Consider the following 23,668-nt stretch of genomic DNA (forward strand, 5'->3'; position numbering starts at 1 on the left):
CATTGACATTATTTATAATGTAGCATGCAGCCATGTTTTAATCAATTGAATTTTCGTTATTTATGATTTCCACGCCTTAGATCAGTGCCAGCGTCTTCAGCACATACAGCCAGAACGTCAGGGAAAATGCACTTCCCAGCGTAGTAATTGCCACAATGCTGGAACTTAAAACACCACTGTGTCCCATATTCCGTGCCATCACATAACTGCTGACCGTCGTGCTGGAACCCAGCATAACCAGGATTGCGATAAGTTCTGCTTCACGGAAGTCCAGAAGTACAGCCACTGGAAGAAACAGCGTACACAGACCAAACAGCTTCATAAAGCTTGCCACGAATGCTGGTCCCATACCGGTTTTCGCCTCACCCCAGTTAAAAGCAGCGCCCATCGTCATCAGACCAAGAGGCGTCGTCAGACTGCCAAGATTGGAAACCGTCTTTGACAGAATAGTCGGCATCGGAAGCCGGAGAAGTGACCATAACGCACCAGCCAGAATCCCCAGGATAATCGGATTGGTCACAATTCCTTTCAGTGTCTTTTTGAGCAGTTCCGGACTCATACCGTTCTGCCCCGGCTTTGTAAAGGAAAGAACCAGAACCGCCATGATATTATAAAGCGGCACACTGCCGATGATCATGAGCGGTGCCATACCAGAATTGCCATAGATATTGGTGATAAACGCAATTCCTAAAATTGCCGCACTGCTGCGATAAGCGCCCTGGATGAATTCGCCCCGCTGGGACTTATCTTTCAGCGCCATGGACATCAATGCTACAAGGGAAATGCTAAGCAGTGTCGCCATAAAACAAAATGCCACAAACTTTCCATCCCATGCCTTAGAAAAATCCTGTTTTGCCAGATCTCCGAACAGCAGCACCGGCAAGGTTGCCTTAAACACAAACTGGTTCAGCCCATTGATCATGTTTTCTTTTAAAAGTCCCACTTTTCTGAAAAATACGCCCAGGACCATAAGCAAAAATATTGGTATGGTCGCATTCAGACTAAATATCAGATTATCCATGTACCTCATTTCCTCCCATTTCCAAATGTAACGTTCTCTTTGTGTAAACTTTCATTTACCGCTACCTATTATAATCTTGACCAATACAATTGACAAGCGAAAAAGGCGCTGCAGGGAACAACTTCCCCGCAGCGCCTTTCTGGCAGTAATCGGACATTACATTTGTTGCATTCTTCTGTTTTACACGAACCTTATTTGATGAAGCTTACATGCTTGCAGATCTCTTCGATTGCTTTTTCTTTTCTTTCATTAAAGATGACTTTGTTCTCCTCGAACAGGTTGCGTCCTTCGGTATCGATGGATACGATCAGCGGACCAAACTCTTTGACACGGCAGTTCCACAGAGTCTCCGGCATACCCAGGTCTCTCCACTCAGCGCGGACGATCTCTTCTACCTCGGTAGCTGCTACAACTGCGTTTCCAGCCGGGAATACACAGTGGATTGCTTTGTAGTTCTTGCAGGCATACTCGGTGTTCGGGCCCATGCCGCCCTTACCGATGATGACCTTAACACCGGTCTTCTCTACGAACTCTTTCTCGAATTTCTCCATACGCATGGAGGTGGTCGGTCCTACAGAAACCATCTCAAACTTATCATTTTCAAGCGGGCGGATGATCGGGCCTGCATGGAAGATTGCAGCGTCACGTACATCAACCGGCAGTTCACGTCCTCCCTCTACCAGGCGACGGTGTGCCACGTCACGGCAGGTAGTCATGCTTCCGTTTAAGTATACAATGTCACCAATGTGAATGTCTTTTAAATCCTCCTCAGAAACCGGAGTCGTCAGAATTTTCTTTCCATCTTTCAGTTCCAGCATTATAAAGTCACCCCCGAATGTGTAGTAATGGTATAGTTCAGATCCTTATCAAAGATAATGTGGCCGCGGCGATGAGACCAGCATCCTACGTTTACGGCTACACCGATGGTGGAAGGATGTCTTGCGGTGTTCTCGATATGTACGCCCATGACGGAGTACTTACCGCCCATACCCTGCGGTCCGAGGCCAATTGCGTTGATGCCGTCTTCCAGAAGTTTCTCCATGGAAGCTGCGCGCTCGTTCTCGTTGTGGCTTCCTAACGGACGCATCAGGGCTTTCTTGGAAAGCAGAGCTGCGGTCTCTACGGAAGTTGCGACACCAACGCCAACTAAGAGCGGCGGGCATGCGTTTAAGCCATAGGAGGTCATAACATCCATAACGAAACGGGTAACACCCTCATAGCCTGCGCCTGGCATCAGGACCATTGCCTTACCCGGAAGGGTACAGCCGCCGCCTGCCATGTAGGTGTAGATCTCGCACTTGTCGCTGTCCGGAACGATATCCCAGAATACAGTCGGGGTACCCTTACCTACGTTCTTGCCGGTGTTGTACTCATCGAAGGTCTCAACACTGTTGTGACGAAGCGGAGCCTCGAAGGTTGCCTTTACAACAGCCTCTTTTAACAGAGCCTCCAGCTCACCGATTAACGGGAAGCTGGTGCCACATTTTACCCAGAACTGTAACACACCAGTATCCTGGCAGCTCGGACGGTTTAAGGTCTTTGCTAATACCTGGTTCTTTTTCATGGTCTCATAGATTACTTTGGACAGCGGACTGTCCTCCTTCTCTGCCAGTTCATCTAACTTGGCAATGATGTCATCCGGCAGTACTTTACCGATATGGGATACGAAGTTCGCCATATAAGTAGTAAGCTGCTCAACCTGTTTTTCTTTACTGGTCATCATCTCAATCTCCTTTTATACCTGTTGTTTATGGCATCATTATATCGGTTGCATCTGTGCTTGTATATTTACTAAAAATGATACCCCTATAAAAAAAGGTTAAAGCTTTCTTTTGTTTTTCGGCACAATCCTCCAATTTCATGGTATAATTTTAGGCAATGGCCCCGGCTTTTTCGTAAATATTTCCCAATAAGCCGGTAAAATCCGCAAAAACAAGGAGAAGGCGCTTTATGAAAATTGTCCAATTAGAATACTTCTGCATGGTCAGCCACTACCACAGCATTACCCAGGCTGCCCAGAAACTCTACGTCACACAGCCAGCAATTTCTAACGCCATCAAGGAACTGGAGAAGGAATTTTCGGTAAGCCTTTTCGTCCGGTCCAAAAATCATCTGACTCTGACCACCGAAGGCGAACTGTTCTACCAGAAAGCCAGTGAGCTTCTGGCCTCCATCAAACAGACCACCCAGCTGTTTTACGATCTGGGCAAGCAGATTCCGCCTATCCGTATCGGCATCCCGCCGCTGTTAAGCACGATTTTTTTTCCGGATCTCGTCCTGAAATTTAACAAGCTGTACCCGGAGGTCCCGGTGGAGCTCTTTGAGTATGGTTCCATCCGTGCCGCTTCCCTGGTACAGGATGAGACTCTGGATCTGGCTCTGGTCAATATGCATTTTTACAACATCGACAAGATGAACTCTTTCCGCCTCCAGACAGAACACCTGGTGTTCTGTGTTTCCAAGGAACATCATCTGGCGAAGATAAAAGAACTTTCCATAGAAATGCTGAAAGACGAGCCCATCATCATGTACAATACAGACTCCGTGCAGAATACAACCCTGAATGCCCGCTTTGAGAATGCCGGCATCACCCCAAATATCATCATGCACGCAAGCCAGCTCTACACCATTGAGCGGTTTCTGCAGAATGGAAATTGCGGCGCTGTGCTCTACTCTTTTCTGGTCAAAAACATGAACGGCGTGAAAGGCATCCCAATCACACCGCTTATCCAGCAGGAAATTGGTATTGTGTGGAAAAAGGGAAAATATATGAACGGAAGTGTGGAAAAATGGATTGATTTTATCCGGAATAAGTGATAAAACATGAAGCTGAAAGAAGGGATGCTCATGAACCGAAAGCACGGACATCAAATGTCTGACTCACTGATCATCATGATTCTGCTGAATCTGTCCGGCGGAACCCAGGATGCCTGTTCTTATTTTTTACGCGACCATGTTTTTGCAAACGCGCAGACCGGAAATATTGTTCTGATGGGCTGCTATCTGATCTCAGAGGACTTTCGTGATTCCATCCGGTATTTTCTCCCGGTATTCTGTTTTGCGCTTGGCGTTCTTACTGCCTGCTTTATCCGCAGCAAATGCCGCCACACCGGAAAGATTCACTGGCGTCATCTGGTTCTGGTAATGGAAATCCTGCTGCTCTTTGTGGTCGGCTTTCTGCCGCCACAGGTAAACTGGCTAGCAAACGCGCTTACCTCCTTTGCCTGTGCCATGCAGGTGCAGTCCTTCCGCACGGTCAGCGGCAGCGCCTATGCCAGCACCATGTGTATCGGCAATCTGCGAAGTGGTATGGATCATCTCTACCGGTTTATAACCGGGAAAAAGAAAGAAGAAGGAAAAACCGCAGCCATCTATCTGACTGCTATCACCTCCTTTGCCATTGGCGCAGCCTGCGGCGGTCACCTGACCACGTATTTTTCCTACCGCACCATATGGATTTCCTGCGGAATTCTGATTCTCTGCTTCCTTCTGATGCTAATCGAGGAGGAAGAAGATCTGGAAGTTCTGGAAAAGAAAGAACGGAGGGAGCTTCAGGAAGAAAAGCTGCTGGTAAAGGAAGAACAGAAAAAGCTTCAGGAAGAAAAAACCTGAATCATACACGCTAAAATTTCCACAATAAGAAGGACCACTGTACACAGCGGCCCTTCTTATTTGTTATCTCTTATTTACATCTCTTATTTAGCCAAAATATCTCTTTAACAGACCCTCAAATGCACGGCCATGTCTTGCCTCGTCTTTTGCCATCTCATGAACAGTGTCATGGATCGCGTCAAGGTTAGCTGCTTTCGCGCGCTTAGCCAGGTCGAACTTGCCCTCAGTTGCGCCGTGCTCTGCAGCTACTCTCATCTCCAGGTTTTTCTTGGTGGAATCGGTTACGACCTCACCTAACAGCTCTGCAAACTTTGCGGCGTGCTCCGCTTCCTCAAATGCTGCCTTCTCCCAGTAGAGTCCGATCTCCGGATAGCCTTCTCTGTGAGCAACTCTTGCCATAGCCAGATACATACCAACCTCAGAGCACTCACCCTCGAAGTTTGCGCGAAGGTCTGCCAGGATATCCTCGCTCACGCCCTGTGCAACACCTACCACATGTTCAGCAGCCCAGGTCATCTCGCCCTCCTGCTCTTTGAACTTGGAAGCCGGTGCCTTACATACCGGACAAACCTCCGGTGCAGCCTCACCCTCGTAAACATAACCGCATACAGTACAAACCCATTTCTTCATAACTCAGATCTCCTTTTCTTATTTGATGTGTGATATTCTAACTTGTTGTTCTTGATTGATATTAGTAATTGTTACTGATATTAATATAGCAGATGTTTCTCATTTTGTCAACTCTTTTTTTTCAATTTGCATGAAATACGTAACGGTCCAACCGTTCGAATGCCTCCTGCACCCGGCTGAATGGCAACGCCAGATTCATGCGGATATGGCACGGACCATGGAAGGGTCTGCCGTCCTGCCAGATGACTCCGACCTCTACACCGGCTCTCTGCAGCTCATCGATCGTCTTCCCATGCTTCTCACACCACTTTGTGCAGTCCAGAAACAGCATGTAGGTTCCTTCCGGCTTTGATACCTCGATACCTTCAAAATGATCCTGAATATATCTGCAGGCAAATTCTACATTGCCGGTCAGCACCTGGCGCAGCTCATCCAGCCACTCATAGCCCTCCGGTTTGTACGCTCCAACCAGCGCGTGCATGGAAAGCACATTCATTGCATTATAATGAGATAAGGAAGACTCTTTCAGAACGCGCTCCCGCAGCCAGGTGTTATAAATAATATGGTAGCTTCCCACCAGACCGGCCAGGTTGAATGTCTTGGATGGCGCATACATAGCTACCGTGCGGTTTCTGGCATCCTCACTCACGGACTGAGTTGGAATGTGTTTGTGTCCTTCCAGAATCAGATCAGACCAGATCTCATCTGAGATTACAAAGACATCATACTTTTTATAAAGCTCCATGGCCTTCTCAATCTCCCAGCGCTCCCACACGCGGCCGCATGGGTTGTGCGGAGAACAGAACACGGCTGCATGAATACGGTTTTTCACGATTTTCTTCTCCATATCCTCAAAATCCATGCGCCAGACACCGTTTTCATCCTTTACCAGCGGAGAATGTACAATATGATATCCGTTGTTTTCCAGACTCATGGTAAAGCCGATATAAGTCGGGGAATGAAGCAGTACGTTGTCCCCTTTGGAACACATCACATTCAGGGCGCTGATCACACCGCCCAGCACGCCATTTTCATAGCCGATGTGCTCCGGCTCGAGTCCGGTCACGCCGTTGCGCTTCTCCTGCCATCGGATAATGGAAGCGTAATATTCTTCCGATGGATCAAAATATCCGTATGCCGGATGCTGCACACGCTCCATCATAGCCTCCACAACCGTTGGTGCGGTCGGGAAATTCATGTCAGCTACCCACATCGGGATCCGGTCAAAGCCTTCCTTCACCTGTGCGCCCGGAATCGGAATGTGCTCTACTGCAATCGCATCTTTTCCGTTGCGATCCAGAATCGAAGTAAAATCGTATTTCATAATCACCTTTTTTCCTTTCGTCAGCATTATAAATCTATTCTCATCTTACCGCGTTTTCGGTCTATCTTCAATATTTTACATGCGCAACACAAAAAGGCTTCCAAATCCAGGCACTTACTCTGTGATTCGGAAGCCTTTTGTGCTATGATGAACATACTATGAATGAAAAGAAAGTGAGGGACTCCCGTTATGACGATCACGTATATCCACCACAGCGGTTATCTTCTGGAGACGGAGCAGGCGCTGCTGCTCTTTGATTTTGTAGAAGGCGCACTTCCGCCACTGGATCCCGCCAAAGACCTGTTTGTGTTTGTGAGCCACCGCCACGAAGACCACTTCAGTCCGAAGATCTTTGATCTGGCAGCCACTCACCCCCGCATCCGTTTTATCCTTTCCGATGACATCTGGCAGAACAAGGTGCCGGATCACCTGCACGGACTCGCCTGGTTCATGGATCCGGAAAAGGTTCTGGAATGGAAGGAAGGCGGCGGGCTTCGCGTAACAGCCTTCAAATCTACGGATGAGGGCGTGGCCTTCATGGTAGAAACCGGCAGTTATACCATCTATCATGCCGGCGACTTAAACAACTGGCGCTGGAACGGCGAAGAGCTGGCATGGAATAACAACATGAGCACCAACTACCGCCGCGAGCTGGAAAAGATCAAAGCTTCCGGTTTCCACCCGGATGTTGCCATGGTTCCGTTAGATGGACGCCAGGAGGATCTGTTTTACCTGGGACTGGATGATTTCATGAGGATAGTCGGCGCCGAAATGGTCTTCCCCATGCACTTCTGGGAAGATTTCAGCGTCATTCCGGCACTGAAAAAGCTGGACTGCAGCGCAGAATACCGGGATCGCGTGGCAGATATCTGCAAAGATGGGCAGCGTTTTTGCTTTCCGGCTTTTCCGGATAACCAATCAGGCGGAGAGACAACATGATATCCACAGTCACAAAAGCCCATGCACAGCAGGAAATCCTGCTCCTCGCCATGAAGGCCGGGCAGATCCAGCTGGAAAACGGAGCGGAAATCTTTCGCGTGGAAGATACCATCATGCATATCTGCCGCGCCTACGGACTTCATTCTGTCCATATTTTCGTGCTGAGTAACGGTATTTTTCTAAGCTGCGGAGATGAGACGGAACCCCTGTTTGCCAAGGTTTTGCAGGTGCCTGTCAACAATACCAACCTGCGCAGAGTTGCGGAAGTAAACCAGCTGTCAAGGCGCATTGAGGAAGAAGGGCTTTCCCCGGAGAATGTACGCAGAGAGCTGACCCGCATCGAGGAGCATCCGGGCTTTCCTGCTGCTTTGCAGATTGCCGTGGCCGGGCTCGCCGGTGCCTGCTTTGGCGTCATGTTCGGCGGCTCGCCGTGGGATTTTTTATGTTCCATTGTTGTCGGAAGCCTGTATCAGGCCTATGCCGTGTATCTCGGCAATCCGCATTTGGGACGGATCGTGCGCACCATTCTCGGCAGTGCCTGGATCACCTTTCTTTGCATCCTCTGTTACCGCTTCGGCCCCGGAGAAAATTTTGATGCCATGATCATCGGCGGCATTATCCTCATGGTTCCCGGAGTTGCCTTCACCAACGCTATCCGCGACATGGTCGACAGTGATTACATTTCCGGCTCTGTCCGAATGCTCGATGCCGTCATAAGCTTTTTCTGCATTGCCATCGGTGTCGGCGTGGTGCTTGCGCTGTACGGAAATATAGCCGGTGCTCCGCTGCTTCCATAATAATAGGAAAGAGAGGTTCTTCATGCTGCACCTACTGATTCAGACCTGTGCGGCCGCCATGGCCACCATAGGATTTTCCCTGCTGTTTGGCGTTCCGGCCCGCTATTATCCCAGCTGTGCCCTCATTGGCGGCGTAAGCTGGCTTGCCTACCTGCTTCTGCTGCCCTACAGCTCTGTCTCTATTGCCACCTTCGCCGCCACGGTCATTGTGATCCTCATGTCACGATGGTTTGCGGTACGGAAGCGGTGCCCGGTCACCATCTTTCTGATTTCCGGCATCATCCCGCTGGTGCCGGGTGCAGGAATCTACCGGGCAGCCTACTACACGGTCACAGATCAGCTTTACCTGGCGGTCCAGACCGGTTTTGATGCCGTCAAAATGGCAGTTGCCATTGTACTTGGGATTGTGTTCGTTTTTGAAATTCCGCAGACGGTATTTCAGATCGGCAATCATAAAGCTCACCAAAAACACTAATTTTTACAGATACAGGAGGAATCATTATGCTGTTACTTCAGAATGGACGGGTCATTGACCCGAAATCAGGACTGGATCAGGTCATGGATCTGGTCACAGGCAACGGAAAGATCCTGGAGCTTGGAAATGATTTAAAAGAAAAATATCCGGATGCCCGGGTGATTGACGCCACCGGTCTTGTGGTGGCTCCGGGACTCATTGATGTTCACGTGCACTTCCGTGATCCGGGACTTACCTATAAGGAAGATATTCATACCGGTGCTGCTGCCGCTGCCGCAGGCGGATTCACCACCGTGGTCTGCATGGCCAACACCAAACCGCCGGTTGATAACGTGGAAACCCTCGAATATGTGCTGGCAGAAGGCAAAAAGACTCCGATCAATGTCTTAAGCGCTGCCAATATCACGGTCGGCATGAAGGGCGAGGTTCTCACCGACATGGAGCTGTTGAAGGCCCACGGCGCTGCAGGCTTCACCGATGACGGTATTCCGTTAAAGGACAGTGCTCTGGTAAAGAAAGCCATGGAGGAGGCTGTCCGCTTAAACGTACCGTTAAGCTTCCATGAAGAAGATCCGACGCTTATCACCAATAACGGCATCAACCGCGGTGCGGTGTCCGAGCACTTCGGCATTGGCGGCTCCCCGGCTGCCGCAGAGGATGTTCTGGTAGCCCGCGACTGCATGCTGGCCCTGCACACCGGCGCCCTCATCGATATCCAGCATATCAGCTCCGGGCACTCCGTCCGCATGGTAGAACTGGCCAAGCAGCTTGGCGCCCATGTCATGGCAGAAGTTACCCCGCACCATTTCAGCCTAGATGAGACCGCAGTCTTAAAACACGGCACCCTGGCGAAAATGAACCCGCCGCTTCGCACGCTTGAGGATAAACAGGAAATTCTCCGCGGCTTAAAGGAAGGTGTCATCGACATCATTGCCACCGACCACGCACCGCACAGCACAGAGGAGAAGGCAAAACCGCTTACCGAAGCACCGAGCGGCATCATCGGCCTGGAGACCGCACTGGCTCTTGGTGTCACCAACTTGGTCCGGGAAGATGTCCTGACCATGCCGCAGCTCATGGAAAAGATGAGCCTGAACCCGGCCATCCTCTACCACCTGGAGGGAAACAAGGGACATTTAAGCACCGGTGCAGATGCCGATCTGGTACTCTTCGATCCAAACGAAAAATGGACCGTAAAGGAATTCAAATCCAAAGCCACCAACTCTCCGTTCATCGGTGAGGAGCTTTACGGAAAAGTAAAATACACCATCTGCGGCGGAAAGATTGCTTATGTTGCTATTCCCCTCCGGAATAACTGATATTTTTTCTCAATAATGGCCTTTTAGAGGGAGACTTCCGAATTCACCGGTTGTCTCCCTTCTTTTTTTCTGTTATAGTGGTTAGCAAACGCTTACCGTGTGCATATCAGGAATGTCCTTTGAACGGAAGCAGGCACTTTATTCAGGAGGAACCGGATACTATGGAATTACGTCAGCTGGAATATTTTATGATCACCTGCGAAAAAGGCAGCTTTAACCAGGCTGCCGAATGCCTTTACACCACACAGCCCAATGTCAGCAAGGTAATCAGTTCCCTGGAAAAGGAGCTGGGCCGCCCGCTTTTTGAGCGCAGCAGCCGCGGTATCCGCATCACTCCCTATGGTGAAACAGTCCGGGAATATGCCCAGAATATTCTCCACAATGTCAGCCTGATCGACTCCCTGACCGACCGGAACCAGGGCAAGAAATTCAGCCTCGCCACCTATCCCAGCAACATGATTTCCCGCCTGCTGACCGACTTCTATCAGGAAATGGGCAATTCCTACATCGTAGAACACTTAGAAGGCACCGTGGAAGAGATCTGCAACCGGGTTGCCCAGGGACTTTCCGAGATTGGGGTTGTCTATATCGCAGAAAAACAGCTGCACCAGTTCCAGCATATTCTGTCCCACAAAAAGCTGAAATTCATTCCCCTGGATATGAAAGAAGCCTGTGTTTATGTCGGCCCGAACCATCCGCGCTACCACGATGAAAGCATTGACTTTCAGGATCTTTCCTCTCTCTCCTTCGTCCGGGGTGTACGGGAATTTTTCTCAGTGGAACACCATTTAAGCCATGTAAGCCTGGGCGCCATCAGTACAGAACAGCTCCATTATTCCGTCTACACCAACAGTGACCACCTGACCATCAACCTGCTGATGAATACCGATATCTGCAGCCTGGGCATTAATTTTCTCTATGACCAGTACCGCCAGTACGATATCCGCCAGCTGCAGATCAACAACTGTGAGCCCTTTCTTCTCATCGGTTACATCTGCCCGGATGACACAAAATTAAGCACCGCCGCCGAGTGGTTTATCCGTCATTTTCAGGCAATTTTATAAGAATTTCGTCCTTGTTATAACATTTTGGAATAACTAAGCCCCTCCAAATTCATCAGTAGTAAGCTTTTGCTAACCCATGTTATACTTTCATCGTTCGCACCGGATGTGTGGACAGAAACGATAACAAGCTTTTACAACAGGAGGACACTGATTATGAAAAAAAGATGGGGCACACTGCTTCTTGCAGGTCTCTTAGGCACCGCCGTGTTAAGCGGCTGCGGTTCATCCGCCTCTGACTCTGCATCTACTGCTGCCGCAGATTCCGCTGCTGCAGAAACCACCACTTCTTCTGAAAATACAAAAGAAGATCTGATCTTTGTAAACTACCGCGATATCCGCGATTTAAACCCGCATTTATATGCCGGCGAGATGTACGCGCAGGAAATGCTGTACGAGGGTCTCGTCAACATCACCGCAGACGGTTTTGAGGGTTGTCTGGCTGAGAGCTGGGATGTCAGCGAGGACGGTAAGGTCTACACCTTCCACATCCGCCCGGGCGTCCTGTTCTCCGATGGAGAGAAATGTGATGCCTATGCCATCAAGGCCAACTTTGACGCAATTCTGGAAAACAAGGACCGCCACACCTGGCTGGAGATGATGCACCTGCTGGTCGGCGTTGACGCTCCGGATGAGAACACCTTTGTCATCGAGCTGTCTGAGCCGTACTACCCGCTCTTAACCGAGCTTGGTGTTACCAGACCGTTTGCCATGATCTCCCCGAAAGCCATGAAAGACGGCAGCACTAAGGATGGCGTAGAGGCTTACATCGGAACCGGCCCATATGTGCTGGATGAGTTTGTCACCGACGAGTATGCCATCTTCAAGGCAAACCCGAACTACTGGGGTGAGCAGCCGGCCATCAAGACCATCACCGTTAAGGTTATCCCGGATAATCAGACCCGTATCCTGGCTCTGGAAAAAGGCGAGATTGATATGATCTTCGGAAAAAACATGATCGATGCTGATGCCATCAACCAGTACTTAGACAGCGATAAGTTCACCGTAGAGCTTTCTGACCCGACCTCTACCAGACAGATTGTCCTGAACACCTCCTCCGATATTCTCTCCGAGAAGGATGTGCGCATTGCGCTTCAGCATGCCACCAACAAGCAGAATATCTCTGACGGTATCTTCTACGGACTGGAGAAACCGGCTGACACCCTGTTCGCAAAAACCATCCCGTACTGCAACATTGATCTGGAGCCGTTTGCCTACGACTTAGAGCTGGCCGGCCAGATCCTGGATGACGCAGGCTGGAAGATGGGTTCCGGCAATGTCCGCGAAAAGGACGGAAAGCAGTTAAACATCGATCTGCTCTACAACAGTGACAGCGTTACCGAGAAATCTATTGCCGAATATCTGCAGAGTGAGTATCAGACCATCGGTGTTTCCTTAAACATCCACGGCGAGGAGGAGCAGTCCTACCGCGATAACATGAAGGCCGGTAATTTCGATATGGTATTCAACATCTGCTGGGGAACCCCGTATGATCCGCAGTCCTCTCTGGCAGCGATGCGCGCGCCGGTATACGGTGACTACGCAGCCCAGCTTGGCCTGGATGATAAAGCAGAGATTGACGAGGCCATCACCGAGATCCTGATCACCACCGACGAGGACAGACGCCAGGAGCTTTACACCTACGTTCTGACCCATCTGCATGAGGACGCGGTTTACATTCCGCTGACCTATGAGTGCAACAAGGCCATTTATCGTTCCGATATGAAGGGCTTCCACTTTACCCAGACTCAGTATGAGGTTCCGTTCCAGGATTTCTCTTTCTAAATGAGGTGCTGTTTTGAAACCATATATTATCAGGCGGATCCTTTCCGCGATTCCGCTGCTTCTCATTATTTCCTTTGTGTGCTTTGTTTTTATCAACCTGATTCCGTCCGATCCGGCTGAGGTGGCCCTGCGCGTGCGCCAGGTGCCCATCATCACCGAGGAAGCCATCGCCGAGGTCCGGGCGGAGCTTGGCCTGGACAAGCCGTATCTGGTCCGCTACTTCACCTGGGTACTGGACTGCCTGCGCGGCAGCTTCGGCATCAGCTATGTGAACCCTACCCGTACTGTGGCGGGGGAACTGCTCCGCTGCATGCCGGCTACCCTTCAGCTGGCAGGTGCTTCCCTCATCATGGTAATCCTGTTGAGTCTGCCCATCGGTTTCCTGTGCGCGGTCTACAAGGATGGCTGGTTTGACCGGATCATGCGCGGCATCGTCTTTATGACCACCGCCATGCCGGCTTACTGGGTCGGTCTTCTGATGATGTGGCTGATCTCCATCAAGCTGGATCTTCTGCCCACCAGTGGAAACGGAACCATCCGGCATCTGATCCTGCCGGCCTTTACCGTATCCTTAAGCTACATTTCCACTTATATCCGCCTGATCCGCAACAATATGCTCGAAAACATGAAACAGGACTATGTGCTCTACGCCAACGTCCGCGGCCTGCCGCAGAAATCCATTCTGGTAAAGCATATCCTCAAAAACTCCATGCATACCTGCATCGTTGCCATCGGTATGAGCATTCCGCAGCTGATCTCCGGAACCATCGTCGTGGAAAATGTATTTGCGTGGCCGGGCCTCGGAACTCTGTGCATCAGTTCTATTTTTAACCGGGACTATCCGGTGATCCAGACCTATGTACTTCTGATCGGCGTTCTGTTTGTCGTATTTAACCTGCTGTTTGATATCCTTCAGACGGTATCTGACCCACGTATGCGAAAGGATGGCAACTGATGTTACACCGTTTTCTTCATAATAAAACTGCAGTCGGTACCGTAAGTCTGGTACTCATCGTGGCGCTGATGGGCATCTTTGCCCCGCTCATTGCTCCGCATGACCCTTACGCCACCGACATTCTCAACAAATTTGCCCACTTCAGCAAAGAATATCCTCTGGGCACCGATAACCTGGGCCGCTGTATCCTCTCCCGCATGATCTACGGCATCCGTCCGACCCTCGGTCTTGCCGTCCTGACCATGCTCGGCACCATTGGCCTGGGAGCCCTGATGGGACTTCTGGCCGGTTATTTCCGCGGCATTACCGAAGAGCTGATCATGCGTGTGGTGGATGTGATGCTTTCCTTCCCCAGCCAGATCATGGTATTTGCGGTGGTTGCGCTGCTCGGCATCAACGTCCAGAACGTCATTCTGGCGAACGTCTTCATCAAATGGGCTTGGTATGCCCGCATGATCCGCACCGGCGTCATGCAGTACCGCGACCGGAACTTTGTCCAGTTTTCCCGCTGTGTCGGGTCCCCGGAGCGTTTCATCCTCTTCCGGCACCTGGTTCCCTCCATCGCGGCAGACCTGGCTGTGCTCTCTTCCCTGGATGTAGGCTGGGCCATCATCAATATTTCCACCCTGTCCTTCCTGGGGCTCGGGGTACAGGCTCCGACTCCGGAGTGGGGTGCCATGCTCAGCGAGGCAAAAAATGTCCTGACCAGCAACCCGGCCCAGATGCTGGTACCGGGTATCGCAATTGTTGTTCTGGTTTCTGCTTTTAACTTAATGGGCGATGCCATCCGCGATGTGCTGGACCCGAAGGAGGTGCTGTAATGTCCGCCATTTTAAAAGTAGAAAACTTAAATGTCACGCTGCATCACCGCAGAGCCTCCAAAAAGCTGGTGGAAGATGTCAGCTTTGAGGTCCGGCCCGGCGAATGTCTCGGCATTCTCGGAGAATCCGGCAGCGGAAAAAGCATGACCGTGAAATCCGTACTGGGCCTGCTGGATAAGAATTTCCAGGTTTCCGGAAGTGCCATCTTTGACGGTCAGGACCTGTTAAAGGAATCCAGGGAAGAACTGCGCCGCCTCCGCGGAAGCCGGATCACCATGGTCCTGCAAAATCCCATGACCTGTTTTGACCCGCTCTACCGCATCGGGAACCAGATGGCGGAAACCTTTGCCACCCACACTTCCTGGAATGCGCAGGAAATCCGCACCCGTTCTCTGGAAATCCTGGAACAGATGCGGATCCGGAACGGAGAAGAGGTTCTGGAAAAATATCCGCACCAGCTTTCCGGCGGTATGCTCCAACGTATCATGATCGGCATTGCCATGGCATTGCAGCCGGAGCTTCTGATCGCTGATGAGCCGACCACCGCCATTGATGCCATCACCCAGTATGAGATCCTCGAAGAATTTATCCGTATCAAAAAGCAGAAAAATACCGCCATGCTATTCATCACCCATGACCTGGGAGCCATCTCCAGAGTCGCGGACCGAATTCTGGTCATGAATAGCGGGCATGTAGTGAACAGCGGAAGCTTTGACCACATTCTCAAACATGCCGATGACCCGTACACCCGTATGCTGGTGGAAAAACGTTCTGCTGTCATGCAGCGCTACCGCCAGATCTTACACGGAAAGGAGAGTTCCCATGCTTGAAGTCAATAACGTTTGCGTCAGCTTCCGCAGCGAACGCCAGGAAAAGCTGTTTGGCACCACCCGGGACCAGGTTCTCTTTGATGTCTCCTTAAAGGTGCCCCATGGGACTTGCCTTGGAATCCTCGGCGAATCCGGAAGCGGAAAATCCACCCTTGGCCGCGTGATCTGCGGTCTGTTAAAGCCCGACAGCGGCGAGCTGAAGATTCACGATACCTCCGTCTACACATCCAGAAGCGGCAGAAAAAATCTGCAGAAGCGCTTAAGTGTTGTATTTCAGGACTATACCACCTCTGCCAATCCCCGCTTCCGGGTGAAGGAGATCATTGCGGAAGGACTGGCCGCAAGGGAACGCAACCAGAATGCCCGGTTAAACCGGACCGAAGAAACCCACCGCCTTTTAGAGCTGGTCGGCTTAAATGCTTCCTACGCAGACCGGTATCCCCATGAGCTATCCGGCGGACAACTGCAGCGCGTCTGCATTGCCCGGGCCGTGGCATGCCAGCCGGAGATCATCCTCTTTGACGAAGCCATCTCCTCCCTGGATGCCCACACCCAGGTTCAGATCATGGACCTTCTGCGTGAACTGAAGGAAAGGCTTGGGCTGACCTATATTTTCATCACCCATGATCTGACTTCCGTCACCTATCTCTGCGATGACGTGCTTTTTCTCTACCACGGCCGCATCACCGAACACATCCCTGTGTCCCGCATTGCCGAGACCAAGGACGAATACGCAAAGAAGCTCCTGGCTTCCATGATCGAATTTGACTAAAGGAGAATTTTTGAGATTTATGAGACTGTCTGACTTAAAAGCCGGCAGCGGAGAAAAACAGACTCTCCTGCTGCCTGTCACCAGCCCCTATCCTGTAGAAATGACCGTGATCTGCGGCTGCCGCCCCGGAAAAACCCTGGTGGTGACAGCCGGTGTTCACGGCTGTGAATATGTCGGCATCGAAACACTGAACCAGTTAAAAAAAGAGCTGAATCCCGCCGCTCTCTCCGGCCGCGTAATCCTTCTTCCCCTGGTAAACCCGGAAGGCTTCTACCATGGCAGCAAGCAGACCATCCCGGCCGACGGGCAAAACTTAAACCGCATGTTTCCCGGCAAATCCGATAGCACATTTTCCAGCCAGCTTGCCAGAGTCCTGGAAGAAACCCTGTACCCCGAAGCAGATTTCCTGATGGATCTGCACGGCGGTGATGTCAACGAAGCACTGACACCGCTGCTCTTCTTTCCAACAGCCGTTCCGGAATCCTTGTCTGCCGCAGCTTGTGCAGCCGCTGAAAGCCTCTCCGTTCCTTACCGGGTTGCCTCCACCTCCAGAAACGGACTTTACAGCTGGGCAGCCCAGTGCGGCATCCCCGCCCTTTTAGTAGAGCGCGGAGAACGGGGGCTGTGGAGTGGAGAAGAGGTTTCTGCATGCCGGGAAAATGTGTATGAGCTGATGCGGCATCTGGGAATCCTGCATGTGGACATGGTATCTGCCTGCTTTCCGCAGACCGAAATCCGCAAAGCCGTCTTCGAGGAAGCGCCCGCGGATGGCTTCTGGTATCCCACAATGTCTGAAGCCGGTCAGAAATTAAAACAGGGTGCCCTGCTTGGCACCCTGAAGGATTCTTATGGAAATGAAATTGCCCGCTATACTGCCCCGTTTGAGGGAGTGGTGCTTTACTACACTCTAAGTCTTGGAGTAAGAAGCGGAGATCCGCTCATTGCATACGGAAAGCTGTAAATCGCTTATCCTCAGGCTGATACCCAGGCATATTCAGTGTGCCTGGGCATTTTCTTTCACCAGCACATCTTTCCCATCTATAATTACAGATACTTGACTTTTATTTTTTTCTCCCTATAATTAAGTAATAACTTTATTAAGCAAATACTTCATTTTAAAGGAGGCATTCATGACTGATCTTGAGTTGCTTCATATCATTACCATGCCTACACGCTACCAGATTCTTATGCTTTTGTTAAATCATCATTACTGTGGAAAGGCACTTTCCGCAAAACTGGGCATCAGTGAATCGGCAGTATCCCAGCACCTGCAGGTGTTAAAAAACTGTGGCCTGGTCACCGGTCTGCGAATCGATTACCAGATGCATTACCAGGTGAACAAAGACCTGATGCTCCGGGCTGGCAATGCCCTTTGCCAGGCGCTGTCAGAAACAGAAAAAACACACTGGGATCAGGAAAACTGTGACTGTGAATTTGCTGCGTCCTGCAGCCGGAGAGGAGATTCCAGAAAATCATGAACAAGAATAAAGACTATCTGATCACAGAAAAGCCATCCCGGGCACTGTTTTCCTTCGCGCTTCCTATGATCATCGGAAATCTGTTCCAGCAGGCATACACCATTGTAGACTCCGCTATTGTGGGACATTATGTAGGAGAAACCGCACTGGCCGCAGTCGGCGCGTCCTATGCGCTGACCAGCATTTTTATCTGTGTTGCCATCGGCGGCGGTATCGGCGCGTCGGTCATCATCAGCCAGCATTTCGGTGGACATGCCTACAGCCGCATGAAAACCAGTATCCGTACCGCCATGCTTTCCTTCCTACTCATCAGTCTGATGCTTGGCGGCATTGGCCTGTGCTTCAGCAGACAGATCATGGAAGCCTTAAACACCCCGGCCGATGCCATGGACATTGCTGTAATCTACTTAAACATTTACTTTTACGGTCTGCCCTTTTTGTTTATGTACAACATCCTTTCCTCCATGTTCAATGCCCTCGGTGAATCGCGGATTCCACTGTATCTGCTGATCTTCTCCTCGGTGCTGAACATCTTTCTGGATCTGTACATGGTGGCCACCCTGCATCTCGGTGTTGCCGGTGCCGCTTACGCGACCTTTATTGCCCAGGGTATCTCGGCGGTCTGTTCCTTCCTGATCTTCCTGCACACACTCCGCCGGTTAGACGGGAAAGCAGAAACCTGGTTCAGTAAGGCAGAGTTTTCCTCCATGTCCCGCATCGCATTGCCATCCATTCTCCAGCAGTCCACAGTTTCTATCGGAATGATGCTGGTCCAGTCGGTGGTAAACGGCTTTGGCACACAGATCCTGGCCGGGTTTTCAGCCGGCATGCGGATTGAATCCCTCTGCGTGGTTCCCATGGCCGCCATCGGAAACGCCCTTTCCTCCTATACGGCACAGAACATCGGCGCAGAAAAACACGAACGGATCTCCCTGGGATATCGGACTGCCAATATCATGGTTGCCATCACCGCCATCATCCTGTGTCTGTTCCTGGAGCTTCTCCACCGTCCTTTAGTCGCGTTATTCCTGGACGGTGCTCCCTCGGCCCAGACTGTTGCCACCGGAGAAGGATACCTGCGATTCATCGGCTTCTTTTTCTGCATGATCGGCTTTAAAATGGCGGTCGACGGCATTCTGCGCGGTGCCGGAGCCGTAAAAGTTTTTACCATCGCCAATCTGGTAAACCTGGGGCTGCGTGTGCTCATTGCCAAGCTCGGAGCTCCTGTCTACGGCATTGCCATGATATGGTACGCCGTGCCGCTGGGATGGCTCGCAAACTTCCTGATCTCCTACGGATATTACCGGACAGGGAAATGGAAACAGATAAAATAAACCTGCATAGCAAAACCCGGCGGGCCATCACGGTCCGCCGAGTTCTATTATGCAGGTTTTATATGCTTTTAATCATCCTCTTCCGGTGCCAGCTCGGTAGTCTCTACCTTCGGCGGCATCAGCTTGGAGAATACTACAAATCCAATGAATGCTGCAACCAGGCCCGGGATGATCGGCTGGCTGAACTTAATACCAAACAGCACACCCTTGGAAATATGCTCCAGATACACGACCACAACGGTTCCTGCAAGCAGGGAGGCAATGGTTCCCGCAGTGGATGCCTTCTTCCAGTAATGTCCCATAACGTACGGGAAGAAAGAGCCTGCTGCACGTAAGGTAAAGCAGAACATTAAGATGGAAACAATACTCTGGGTGTTAAACAGCGCAATGAACATGGATGCCACACCTACCAGACACATTACGATTTTGGTAACCTTCATGACAGATTCACTGGACGCATCCGGTTTTAAAACGGCTTTGTAAATATCATTCGCGAAAATGGAACCTGCGCCAAGCAGATCAGAGTCGGAGCTGGACATAGTCGCGGAAATGATACCTGCAAACAGAAGTCCGCAGATCAGGGCCGGCATCGTATTGATGGCCAGAACCGGAAGCGCATAACGAGCGCCTACAGAAGCAAACTGCTCAGAGCTGAACTTACCCATATTGATCAGCGCCAGGGTGATGATACCCAGGATGGTCGGGATGAATGCGTAGATAAAGTTGACCAGTGCTGCCAGCCATGCGCCGCCCTTTGCTGCTTTCTCGTCTTTTGCCGCATAGAAACGGGATACTGCCTCCTGTCCTACAGAGAAGGTTGCGGTATACATGATCACCAGGGAAATGATGCCAAATAAATCATAACCCTCAAACAGGTTCATGGTTCCTTCCGGAATATTTGCGGAAATGCTGCTCCAGCCGCCTGCATAGTTCATGGCAAACGGAACTGCAATGATCATGCCGATGACGATCAGGAAAACCTGTACAAAGTCGGTCAGGGTAACGCTCCACAGACCGCCCATGATGGAGTAAACGGTAACTACCACTGCTACGATAATAACTGCTACCTGATAGTCAATGTTTAACATGGTAGAAAGAATCACTGCGGATGCAATAAACTGTCCTGCGGTCAGTCCTACCAGCGGAAGCAGCATGATCACAGCGGTGATCAGTCCGCACTCCTTGCCATATCGTCTGCGGAAATACTCCGGAACAGTCTTGACGGTTGCCGCACGGAACCTCGGAGCAACAAAGCTTAAAATGATGAACGCGATACCCATGGTGGTAATATACCAGGATGCGCTCAGACCAAAACCTGACATACCATTTTGAACAACACCCAGAGAACTTCCGCCGCCGATCTCAGTTGCGGCCAGCGTTCCAGCCATTAAAAACGGTCCCAGTCTTCTTCCGGCTACCATAAAATCTGTGTTGCTCGTGATCTTAGTGGAAGAATACCAGCCGATCCACAGCATGAACAGCAGATACACGATAACAATTGCCGTGACCAATAAATTTGTTCCCATACACATACCCTCCTGTAATATTTGACAACCCTGACAAAAAGTTGTATAAATTGTTTATGTTTTTAGTTTACCACAGGTTTGATGTATGCAAAACTTCCAATTCTGCAAAAACAGGACCAAATATGCAACCAGGAGATAATGCCATGCTGAAAATTGCCATATGTGACGATACAAGAGAAGAGCGGGAGCTGGTGGAGCAATACGCAAAGCGCTATTTTGACGCCCGGAAACAGCCGGCCAAATTTGAGATTTTTCATTCCATGCAGGATGTCCTGGACACCGGCAGAGCCTGCGATCTATACCTTCTCGATGTCCTGATGCCCGGAAAAATCGGCATTCAGGGAGCAGCCGATCTTCTGAAATTATATGCGGATCCGGTCATCATCTTTATCACCTCCTCCCTGGAATCCGCGGTAGACAGCTACCGTGTCTGCGCCTCCGGATTTCTGTTAAAGCCCGTGCGTTGGGTGGACTTTGAAGAAACCATGGACCGTGTTTGCAGGCAGCGTCTTTCCCTGCCCCAGGCTAGTCTCTCTGTCATCGTAAACAGGGTTCCTGTAGAGCTTTCGCTGGAGCGCATCTCCCATTTTGAGAACCGGCTTCACAAAGCATATGCGACCCTGACCGATGGCAGTGTTGTTCCTTTAAGCCAGAAGCTTTCCTCGATCCTGGAATCTGTAGCGGAACAGGAAATCTTTCTGCGCTGCCACCAGAGCTACATTGTCAATCTGGCACATGTCCGCACACTGGAGGATACCTTCTTCCGGATGGAAGACGGCACCTCCGTTCCCATTTCCCGCGCCTTCTATAAGGAAGCTAAAAATGCCTACTATCATTACCGCCTGCGTTAAAGGAGAATCTTACTTATGAACGATGCTGCCTGCAGTGTTTTCCAGGATCTGATCAATCTGTCCGTGCGCATGATGCCCATCTTTCTCTGCCTGGAGCCAAAACAGAAAAACAGGGAAACCATCGCGGCCTGCTCCGTTTATCTGTGGGTCATCATGATCTTTACCCAGTCCCTGTTCCACATCCCGGACCGCACCTTCTGGATCTTCCAGGGCATTTTTTCGTGCCTGTTTTTTCTGCTGCTCCTGATCTTTTTCCGGGGCTCTGCGGTGGAAAAGCTGTTTTTCTACCTGTCAGCCTGGATGCTTTCCAATCTTTCTTCGTTCCTGAACCGCTTTACAGCCTGGTGCTTCCACACATTGCTTCCATTGTCCGAAAAACAGCTCTGCACGCTCATCTCTCTGCTCAATGCCTCGCTCTGCTGCCTGTTCGTGCATTTCTGGATGAAAAAGCGGGCAAGGGAAATCTTCGGGAGTCTCTCAGCCCGCTTTTCCCTGCTGTTAGCTGCCTATCCGGCGCTGTTTCTCTTCATCCAGCTGACCGGCGAGCGCGCCCTGTTTCCTTACGGCATTCCATCCGGTCAGAGCCGGAGTCTCCTTCTTTTCTTTCTCATTCTCTGTGTCAGCCTGCTGCTGCTCTATATGCTGACCTTAAACAGCACCGCACAGATCGTGAAACGCAAACAGACTGAGGAAGAGCTGACCTTTGCCCGCCAGATGATCAGCAAACAGCGGGAGCACTACAACCAGACGCTGGACTACATGGAACAGGTCCGTATCATCCGGCATGATTTCCGGCATCACATCCATGCATTGCTCTATATGGACAGAGAGCAGCAGATAAAATATTTAAAGAATCTTCAGAAAGAGCTTGAGACCTCAGAACAGAAGAGTTTCTGCGAAAATCAGGCGGTAAACGGCCTGATCCAGGAATATGCGGCACGGGCCGAAAAAGCCGGAATCGCCTTCACTGCCCGCCTGGATTTATCCGCCCGCATCCCCATTGATGACCTGACCTTATGCATCGTCATCGGAAACCTGCTCGAAAATGCCATCGAAGCTTCAAAAAAAGTGACTCAGGATCCCTTCATCCGCATTCAGGCCCGCATGGACGGCGAGCACCTGCTCATGCTAGTAGAAAATGCCTATCATGGCACCATTCATGAGAAGAACGGAAAGATTCTTTCCAGTAAAAAAGACGGGGGGCTCGGGATGCTGAGTATCCAGCGCATCCTGAACCGCCCCGAAGACGAATTTGATGTTTACTTTAATGATGATACTTTCACGGCCATGGTCCGGATCGGCATAGACCCTTCGGTTCACCGATAGAACGCTCCCTCAGGGAAACTTTCTATACGGAAGCTATACAGAAGCAGCGGCCTGTCTGTCTTTCCGGATCATGATCTTCATCGCCTCAATCCCTACCTCAATGGCGCGCTCTTCCCAGCCGCTTGGATAATCATCGGCGTCATTGGAGTACTCTCCAAAATTGGTAGCGCTGATCATGACGCTGGAAGTACGGATGCCTAAGGATGCCCCGATCAAAAATAGAATGGAGCATTCCATGCTGGTATTCGTGGCGCCGCCTTTTAAGTAAGAATCCCACTTTTCTTTCAGTTCATGGTAAACCGGCTTCGTTTCCGGCTCTGCTTCGGTATAATAGGAATCTTTTGTGATGGTCACACCGATGTTGTACGGATAGCCAAGCTTCTTTGCCGCTTCTTCCAGTGCTTTTAACATTTCATAATCCGGCACTGCCGGAAATTCAAACGGCAGATAATGATTGCCCGTTCCTTCCATGCGCACTGCACCGTTTGGGATCACGACATCTCCGAGTTTCACCTTCGGGGATGTGGAAGCCGCAGAACCGATCCGCATCATCGTATGGGCTCCGCAGGAATAAAGCTCCTCGATCGCGATTCCGGCAGATGGTCCGCCGATGCCGGTACTGGTTACCGTAACCGGAACTCCTTCCAGAGTCCCAGTATACGTCAGATATTCCCGATGATGGGCAATCTTCACCGGATTGTCAAAATGGTTTGCGATCAGGGTTGCCCGCTCCACACTGCCGGGCAGGAACACATATTTTCCAACCTGATCCGATGTTACCCCCAAATGCATAGTTTTTGCTTCTGCCATAT

At 50.7% G+C, this 23,668-nt stretch carries 24 protein-coding genes; 17 read left to right on the forward strand and 7 right to left on the reverse strand.

Features of this window, described 5'->3' with window-relative positions; genetic code table 11:
* Positions 1-76: 76 nt before the first annotated feature.
* The 3 genes from ACMP1L_RS05155 to ttdA form a co-directional block, all read right to left on the reverse strand.
* On the reverse strand, positions 77-1,021 hold the full coding sequence (locus tag ACMP1L_RS05155; protein ID WP_418452206.1) for an AEC family transporter: 945 nt from the start codon (positions 1,019-1,021) through the stop codon (positions 77-79).
* Between the two features lie 191 nt (positions 1,022-1,212).
* Positions 1,213-1,839 (reverse strand): L(+)-tartrate dehydratase subunit beta, encoded by a 627-nt coding sequence (ttdB, locus tag ACMP1L_RS05160; RefSeq protein ID WP_177303856.1) that lies wholly within the window; start codon positions 1,837-1,839, stop codon positions 1,213-1,215.
* Positions 1,839-2,744 carry a L(+)-tartrate dehydratase subunit alpha gene (gene ttdA, locus ACMP1L_RS05165; protein WP_177303855.1) on the reverse strand — a complete coding sequence of 302 codons (906 nt, stop codon included), beginning with the start codon at positions 2,742-2,744 and terminating at the stop codon, positions 1,839-1,841. The genes ttdB and ttdA overlap by 1 nt, the downstream gene beginning before the upstream one ends.
* Positions 2,745-2,971: 227 nt before the next feature.
* On the opposite strand from ttdA, the gene ACMP1L_RS05170 reads away from it, so the two are divergent.
* The gene (locus ACMP1L_RS05170; protein ID WP_418452207.1) at positions 2,972-3,838 is read left to right on the forward strand and encodes a LysR family transcriptional regulator; all 867 of its coding nucleotides are present in this window, start codon (positions 2,972-2,974) and stop codon (positions 3,836-3,838) included.
* A 6-nt stretch (positions 3,839-3,844) separates the two neighbouring features.
* On the forward strand, positions 3,845-4,633 hold the full coding sequence (locus tag ACMP1L_RS05175; RefSeq protein ID WP_418452208.1) for a YoaK family protein: 789 nt from the start codon (positions 3,845-3,847) through the stop codon (positions 4,631-4,633).
* A gap of 87 nt (positions 4,634-4,720) precedes the next feature.
* On the opposite strand, the gene ACMP1L_RS05180 is transcribed toward ACMP1L_RS05175, so the two are convergent.
* Together ACMP1L_RS05180 and ACMP1L_RS05185 are read right to left on the reverse strand one after the other, a co-directional pair.
* Positions 4,721-5,263 (reverse strand): rubredoxin-like domain-containing protein, encoded by a 543-nt coding sequence (locus ACMP1L_RS05180; protein ID WP_177303853.1) that lies wholly within the window; start codon positions 5,261-5,263, stop codon positions 4,721-4,723.
* A 121-nt stretch (positions 5,264-5,384) separates the two neighbouring features.
* Positions 5,385-6,587 (reverse strand): MalY/PatB family protein, encoded by a 1,203-nt coding sequence (locus ACMP1L_RS05185; protein WP_118731914.1) that lies wholly within the window; start codon positions 6,585-6,587, stop codon positions 5,385-5,387.
* 189 nt (positions 6,588-6,776) lie between these two features.
* On the opposite strand from ACMP1L_RS05185, the gene ACMP1L_RS05190 reads away from it, so the two are divergent.
* The 13 genes from ACMP1L_RS05190 to ACMP1L_RS05250 all read left to right on the forward strand — a co-directional run bounded on the left by ACMP1L_RS05190 (position 6,777) and on the right by ACMP1L_RS05250 (position 19,153).
* Complete coding sequence (locus tag ACMP1L_RS05190) at positions 6,777-7,526, forward strand: MBL fold metallo-hydrolase (RefSeq protein WP_418452209.1); 750 nt, start codon at positions 6,777-6,779, stop codon at positions 7,524-7,526.
* Positions 7,523-8,323, forward strand: a complete 801-nt coding sequence (locus ACMP1L_RS05195) for a threonine/serine exporter family protein (RefSeq protein ID WP_118731890.1) — start codon at positions 7,523-7,525, stop codon at positions 8,321-8,323. Before ACMP1L_RS05190 ends, ACMP1L_RS05195 begins: the two co-directional genes overlap by 4 nt.
* Before the next feature lie 22 nt (positions 8,324-8,345).
* Positions 8,346-8,798: a threonine/serine exporter family protein gene (locus tag ACMP1L_RS05200; protein WP_373243997.1), complete on the forward strand. Its 453-nt coding sequence runs from the start codon at positions 8,346-8,348 to the stop codon at positions 8,796-8,798.
* Between the two features lie 26 nt (positions 8,799-8,824).
* The gene (locus ACMP1L_RS05205) at positions 8,825-10,117 is read left to right on the forward strand and encodes a dihydroorotase (protein ID WP_418452211.1); all 1,293 of its coding nucleotides are present in this window, start codon (positions 8,825-8,827) and stop codon (positions 10,115-10,117) included.
* 161 nt (positions 10,118-10,278) lie between these two features.
* Entirely contained in the window at positions 10,279-11,181 is a 903-nt protein-coding gene (locus tag ACMP1L_RS05210; RefSeq protein ID WP_418452213.1) for a LysR family transcriptional regulator, read from the forward strand.
* A 153-nt stretch (positions 11,182-11,334) separates the two neighbouring features.
* On the forward strand, positions 11,335-12,963 hold the full coding sequence (gene nikA / locus ACMP1L_RS05215) for a nickel ABC transporter substrate-binding protein (protein WP_418452215.1): 1,629 nt from the start codon (positions 11,335-11,337) through the stop codon (positions 12,961-12,963).
* Positions 12,964-12,976: 13 nt separating this feature from the next.
* Positions 12,977-13,918, forward strand: coding sequence for a nickel/cobalt ABC transporter permease (gene opp1B / locus ACMP1L_RS05220; RefSeq protein ID WP_418452216.1), 942 nt, complete (start codon positions 12,977-12,979; stop codon positions 13,916-13,918).
* Positions 13,918-14,739: a nickel/cobalt ABC transporter permease gene (gene opp1C / locus ACMP1L_RS05225; protein WP_418452217.1), complete on the forward strand. Its 822-nt coding sequence runs from the start codon at positions 13,918-13,920 to the stop codon at positions 14,737-14,739. Before opp1B ends, opp1C begins: the two co-directional genes overlap by 1 nt.
* Entirely contained in the window at positions 14,739-15,569 is an 831-nt protein-coding gene (locus ACMP1L_RS05230) for an ABC transporter ATP-binding protein (RefSeq protein ID WP_418452218.1), read from the forward strand. Before opp1C ends, ACMP1L_RS05230 begins: the two co-directional genes overlap by 1 nt.
* Positions 15,562-16,341, forward strand: coding sequence for an ABC transporter ATP-binding protein (locus ACMP1L_RS05235; protein ID WP_418452220.1), 780 nt, complete (start codon positions 15,562-15,564; stop codon positions 16,339-16,341). Before ACMP1L_RS05230 ends, ACMP1L_RS05235 begins: the two co-directional genes overlap by 8 nt.
* 19 nt (positions 16,342-16,360) lie before the next feature.
* Positions 16,361-17,302, forward strand: coding sequence for a M14 family metallopeptidase (locus ACMP1L_RS05240; protein ID WP_418452336.1), 942 nt, complete (start codon positions 16,361-16,363; stop codon positions 17,300-17,302).
* Between the two features lie 169 nt (positions 17,303-17,471).
* Complete coding sequence (locus ACMP1L_RS05245) at positions 17,472-17,819, forward strand: ArsR/SmtB family transcription factor (protein WP_418452221.1); 348 nt, start codon at positions 17,472-17,474, stop codon at positions 17,817-17,819.
* The gene (locus tag ACMP1L_RS05250) at positions 17,816-19,153 is read left to right on the forward strand and encodes an MATE family efflux transporter (protein WP_418452222.1); all 1,338 of its coding nucleotides are present in this window, start codon (positions 17,816-17,818) and stop codon (positions 19,151-19,153) included. The genes ACMP1L_RS05245 and ACMP1L_RS05250 overlap by 4 nt, the downstream gene beginning before the upstream one ends.
* A 68-nt stretch (positions 19,154-19,221) precedes the next feature.
* On the opposite strand, the gene ACMP1L_RS05255 is transcribed toward ACMP1L_RS05250, so the two are convergent.
* Positions 19,222-20,679: a sodium:solute symporter family protein gene (locus tag ACMP1L_RS05255; protein ID WP_118731878.1), complete on the reverse strand. Its 1,458-nt coding sequence runs from the start codon at positions 20,677-20,679 to the stop codon at positions 19,222-19,224.
* A gap of 143 nt (positions 20,680-20,822) precedes the next feature.
* On the opposite strand from ACMP1L_RS05255, the gene ACMP1L_RS05260 reads away from it, so the two are divergent.
* On the forward strand, positions 20,823-21,530 hold the full coding sequence (locus ACMP1L_RS05260; protein ID WP_418452223.1) for a LytR/AlgR family response regulator transcription factor: 708 nt from the start codon (positions 20,823-20,825) through the stop codon (positions 21,528-21,530).
* Positions 21,531-21,545: 15 nt separating this feature from the next.
* Complete coding sequence (locus tag ACMP1L_RS05265) at positions 21,546-22,856, forward strand: sensor histidine kinase (protein WP_418452225.1); 1,311 nt, start codon at positions 21,546-21,548, stop codon at positions 22,854-22,856.
* A 33-nt stretch (positions 22,857-22,889) separates the two neighbouring features.
* On the opposite strand, the gene ACMP1L_RS05270 is transcribed toward ACMP1L_RS05265, so the two are convergent.
* Positions 22,890-23,666 carry a nucleoside phosphorylase gene (locus tag ACMP1L_RS05270; protein WP_118719529.1) on the reverse strand — a complete coding sequence of 259 codons (777 nt, stop codon included), beginning with the start codon at positions 23,664-23,666 and terminating at the stop codon, positions 22,890-22,892.
* Positions 23,667-23,668: the final 2 nt, after the last annotated feature.

Source organism: Ventrimonas sp., from assembly GCF_048380235.1.
Lineage (GTDB): Bacteria > Bacillota > Clostridia > Lachnospirales > Lachnospiraceae > Brotaphodocola.

Bases quoted from the DNA above. Each gene is read 5' to 3' on its own strand.
- ACMP1L_RS05155 (WP_418452206.1), bottom strand. From the start codon at position 1,021: ATGGATAATCTGATATTTAGTCTGAATGCGACCATACCAATATTTTTG.
- ttdB (WP_177303856.1), bottom strand. From the start codon at position 1,839: ATGCTGGAACTGAAAGATGGAAAGAAAATTCTGACGACTCCGGTTTCT.
- ttdA (WP_177303855.1), bottom strand. From the start codon at position 2,744: ATGATGACCAGTAAAGAAAAACAGGTTGAGCAGCTTACTACTTATATG.
- ACMP1L_RS05170 (WP_418452207.1), top strand. From the start codon at position 2,972: ATGAAAATTGTCCAATTAGAATACTTCTGCATGGTCAGCCACTACCAC.
- ACMP1L_RS05175 (WP_418452208.1), top strand. From the start codon at position 3,845: ATGAAGCTGAAAGAAGGGATGCTCATGAACCGAAAGCACGGACATCAA.
- ACMP1L_RS05180 (WP_177303853.1), bottom strand. From the start codon at position 5,263: ATGAAGAAATGGGTTTGTACTGTATGCGGTTATGTTTACGAGGGTGAG.
- ACMP1L_RS05185 (WP_118731914.1), bottom strand. From the start codon at position 6,587: ATGAAATACGATTTTACTTCGATTCTGGATCGCAACGGAAAAGATGCG.
- ACMP1L_RS05190 (WP_418452209.1), top strand. From the start codon at position 6,777: ATGACGATCACGTATATCCACCACAGCGGTTATCTTCTGGAGACGGAG.
- ACMP1L_RS05195 (WP_118731890.1), top strand. From the start codon at position 7,523: ATGATATCCACAGTCACAAAAGCCCATGCACAGCAGGAAATCCTGCTC.
- ACMP1L_RS05200 (WP_373243997.1), top strand. From the start codon at position 8,346: ATGCTGCACCTACTGATTCAGACCTGTGCGGCCGCCATGGCCACCATA.
- ACMP1L_RS05205 (WP_418452211.1), top strand. From the start codon at position 8,825: ATGCTGTTACTTCAGAATGGACGGGTCATTGACCCGAAATCAGGACTG.
- ACMP1L_RS05210 (WP_418452213.1), top strand. From the start codon at position 10,279: ATGGAATTACGTCAGCTGGAATATTTTATGATCACCTGCGAAAAAGGC.
- nikA (WP_418452215.1), top strand. From the start codon at position 11,335: ATGAAAAAAAGATGGGGCACACTGCTTCTTGCAGGTCTCTTAGGCACC.
- opp1C (WP_418452217.1), top strand. From the start codon at position 13,918: ATGTTACACCGTTTTCTTCATAATAAAACTGCAGTCGGTACCGTAAGT.
- ACMP1L_RS05230 (WP_418452218.1), top strand. From the start codon at position 14,739: ATGTCCGCCATTTTAAAAGTAGAAAACTTAAATGTCACGCTGCATCAC.
- ACMP1L_RS05235 (WP_418452220.1), top strand. From the start codon at position 15,562: ATGCTTGAAGTCAATAACGTTTGCGTCAGCTTCCGCAGCGAACGCCAG.
- ACMP1L_RS05240 (WP_418452336.1), top strand. From the start codon at position 16,361: ATGAGACTGTCTGACTTAAAAGCCGGCAGCGGAGAAAAACAGACTCTC.
- ACMP1L_RS05245 (WP_418452221.1), top strand. From the start codon at position 17,472: ATGACTGATCTTGAGTTGCTTCATATCATTACCATGCCTACACGCTAC.
- ACMP1L_RS05250 (WP_418452222.1), top strand. From the start codon at position 17,816: ATGAACAAGAATAAAGACTATCTGATCACAGAAAAGCCATCCCGGGCA.
- ACMP1L_RS05255 (WP_118731878.1), bottom strand. From the start codon at position 20,679: ATGGGAACAAATTTATTGGTCACGGCAATTGTTATCGTGTATCTGCTG.
- ACMP1L_RS05260 (WP_418452223.1), top strand. From the start codon at position 20,823: ATGCTGAAAATTGCCATATGTGACGATACAAGAGAAGAGCGGGAGCTG.
- ACMP1L_RS05265 (WP_418452225.1), top strand. From the start codon at position 21,546: ATGAACGATGCTGCCTGCAGTGTTTTCCAGGATCTGATCAATCTGTCC.
- ACMP1L_RS05270 (WP_118719529.1), bottom strand. From the start codon at position 23,666: ATGGCAGAAGCAAAAACTATGCATTTGGGGGTAACATCGGATCAGGTT.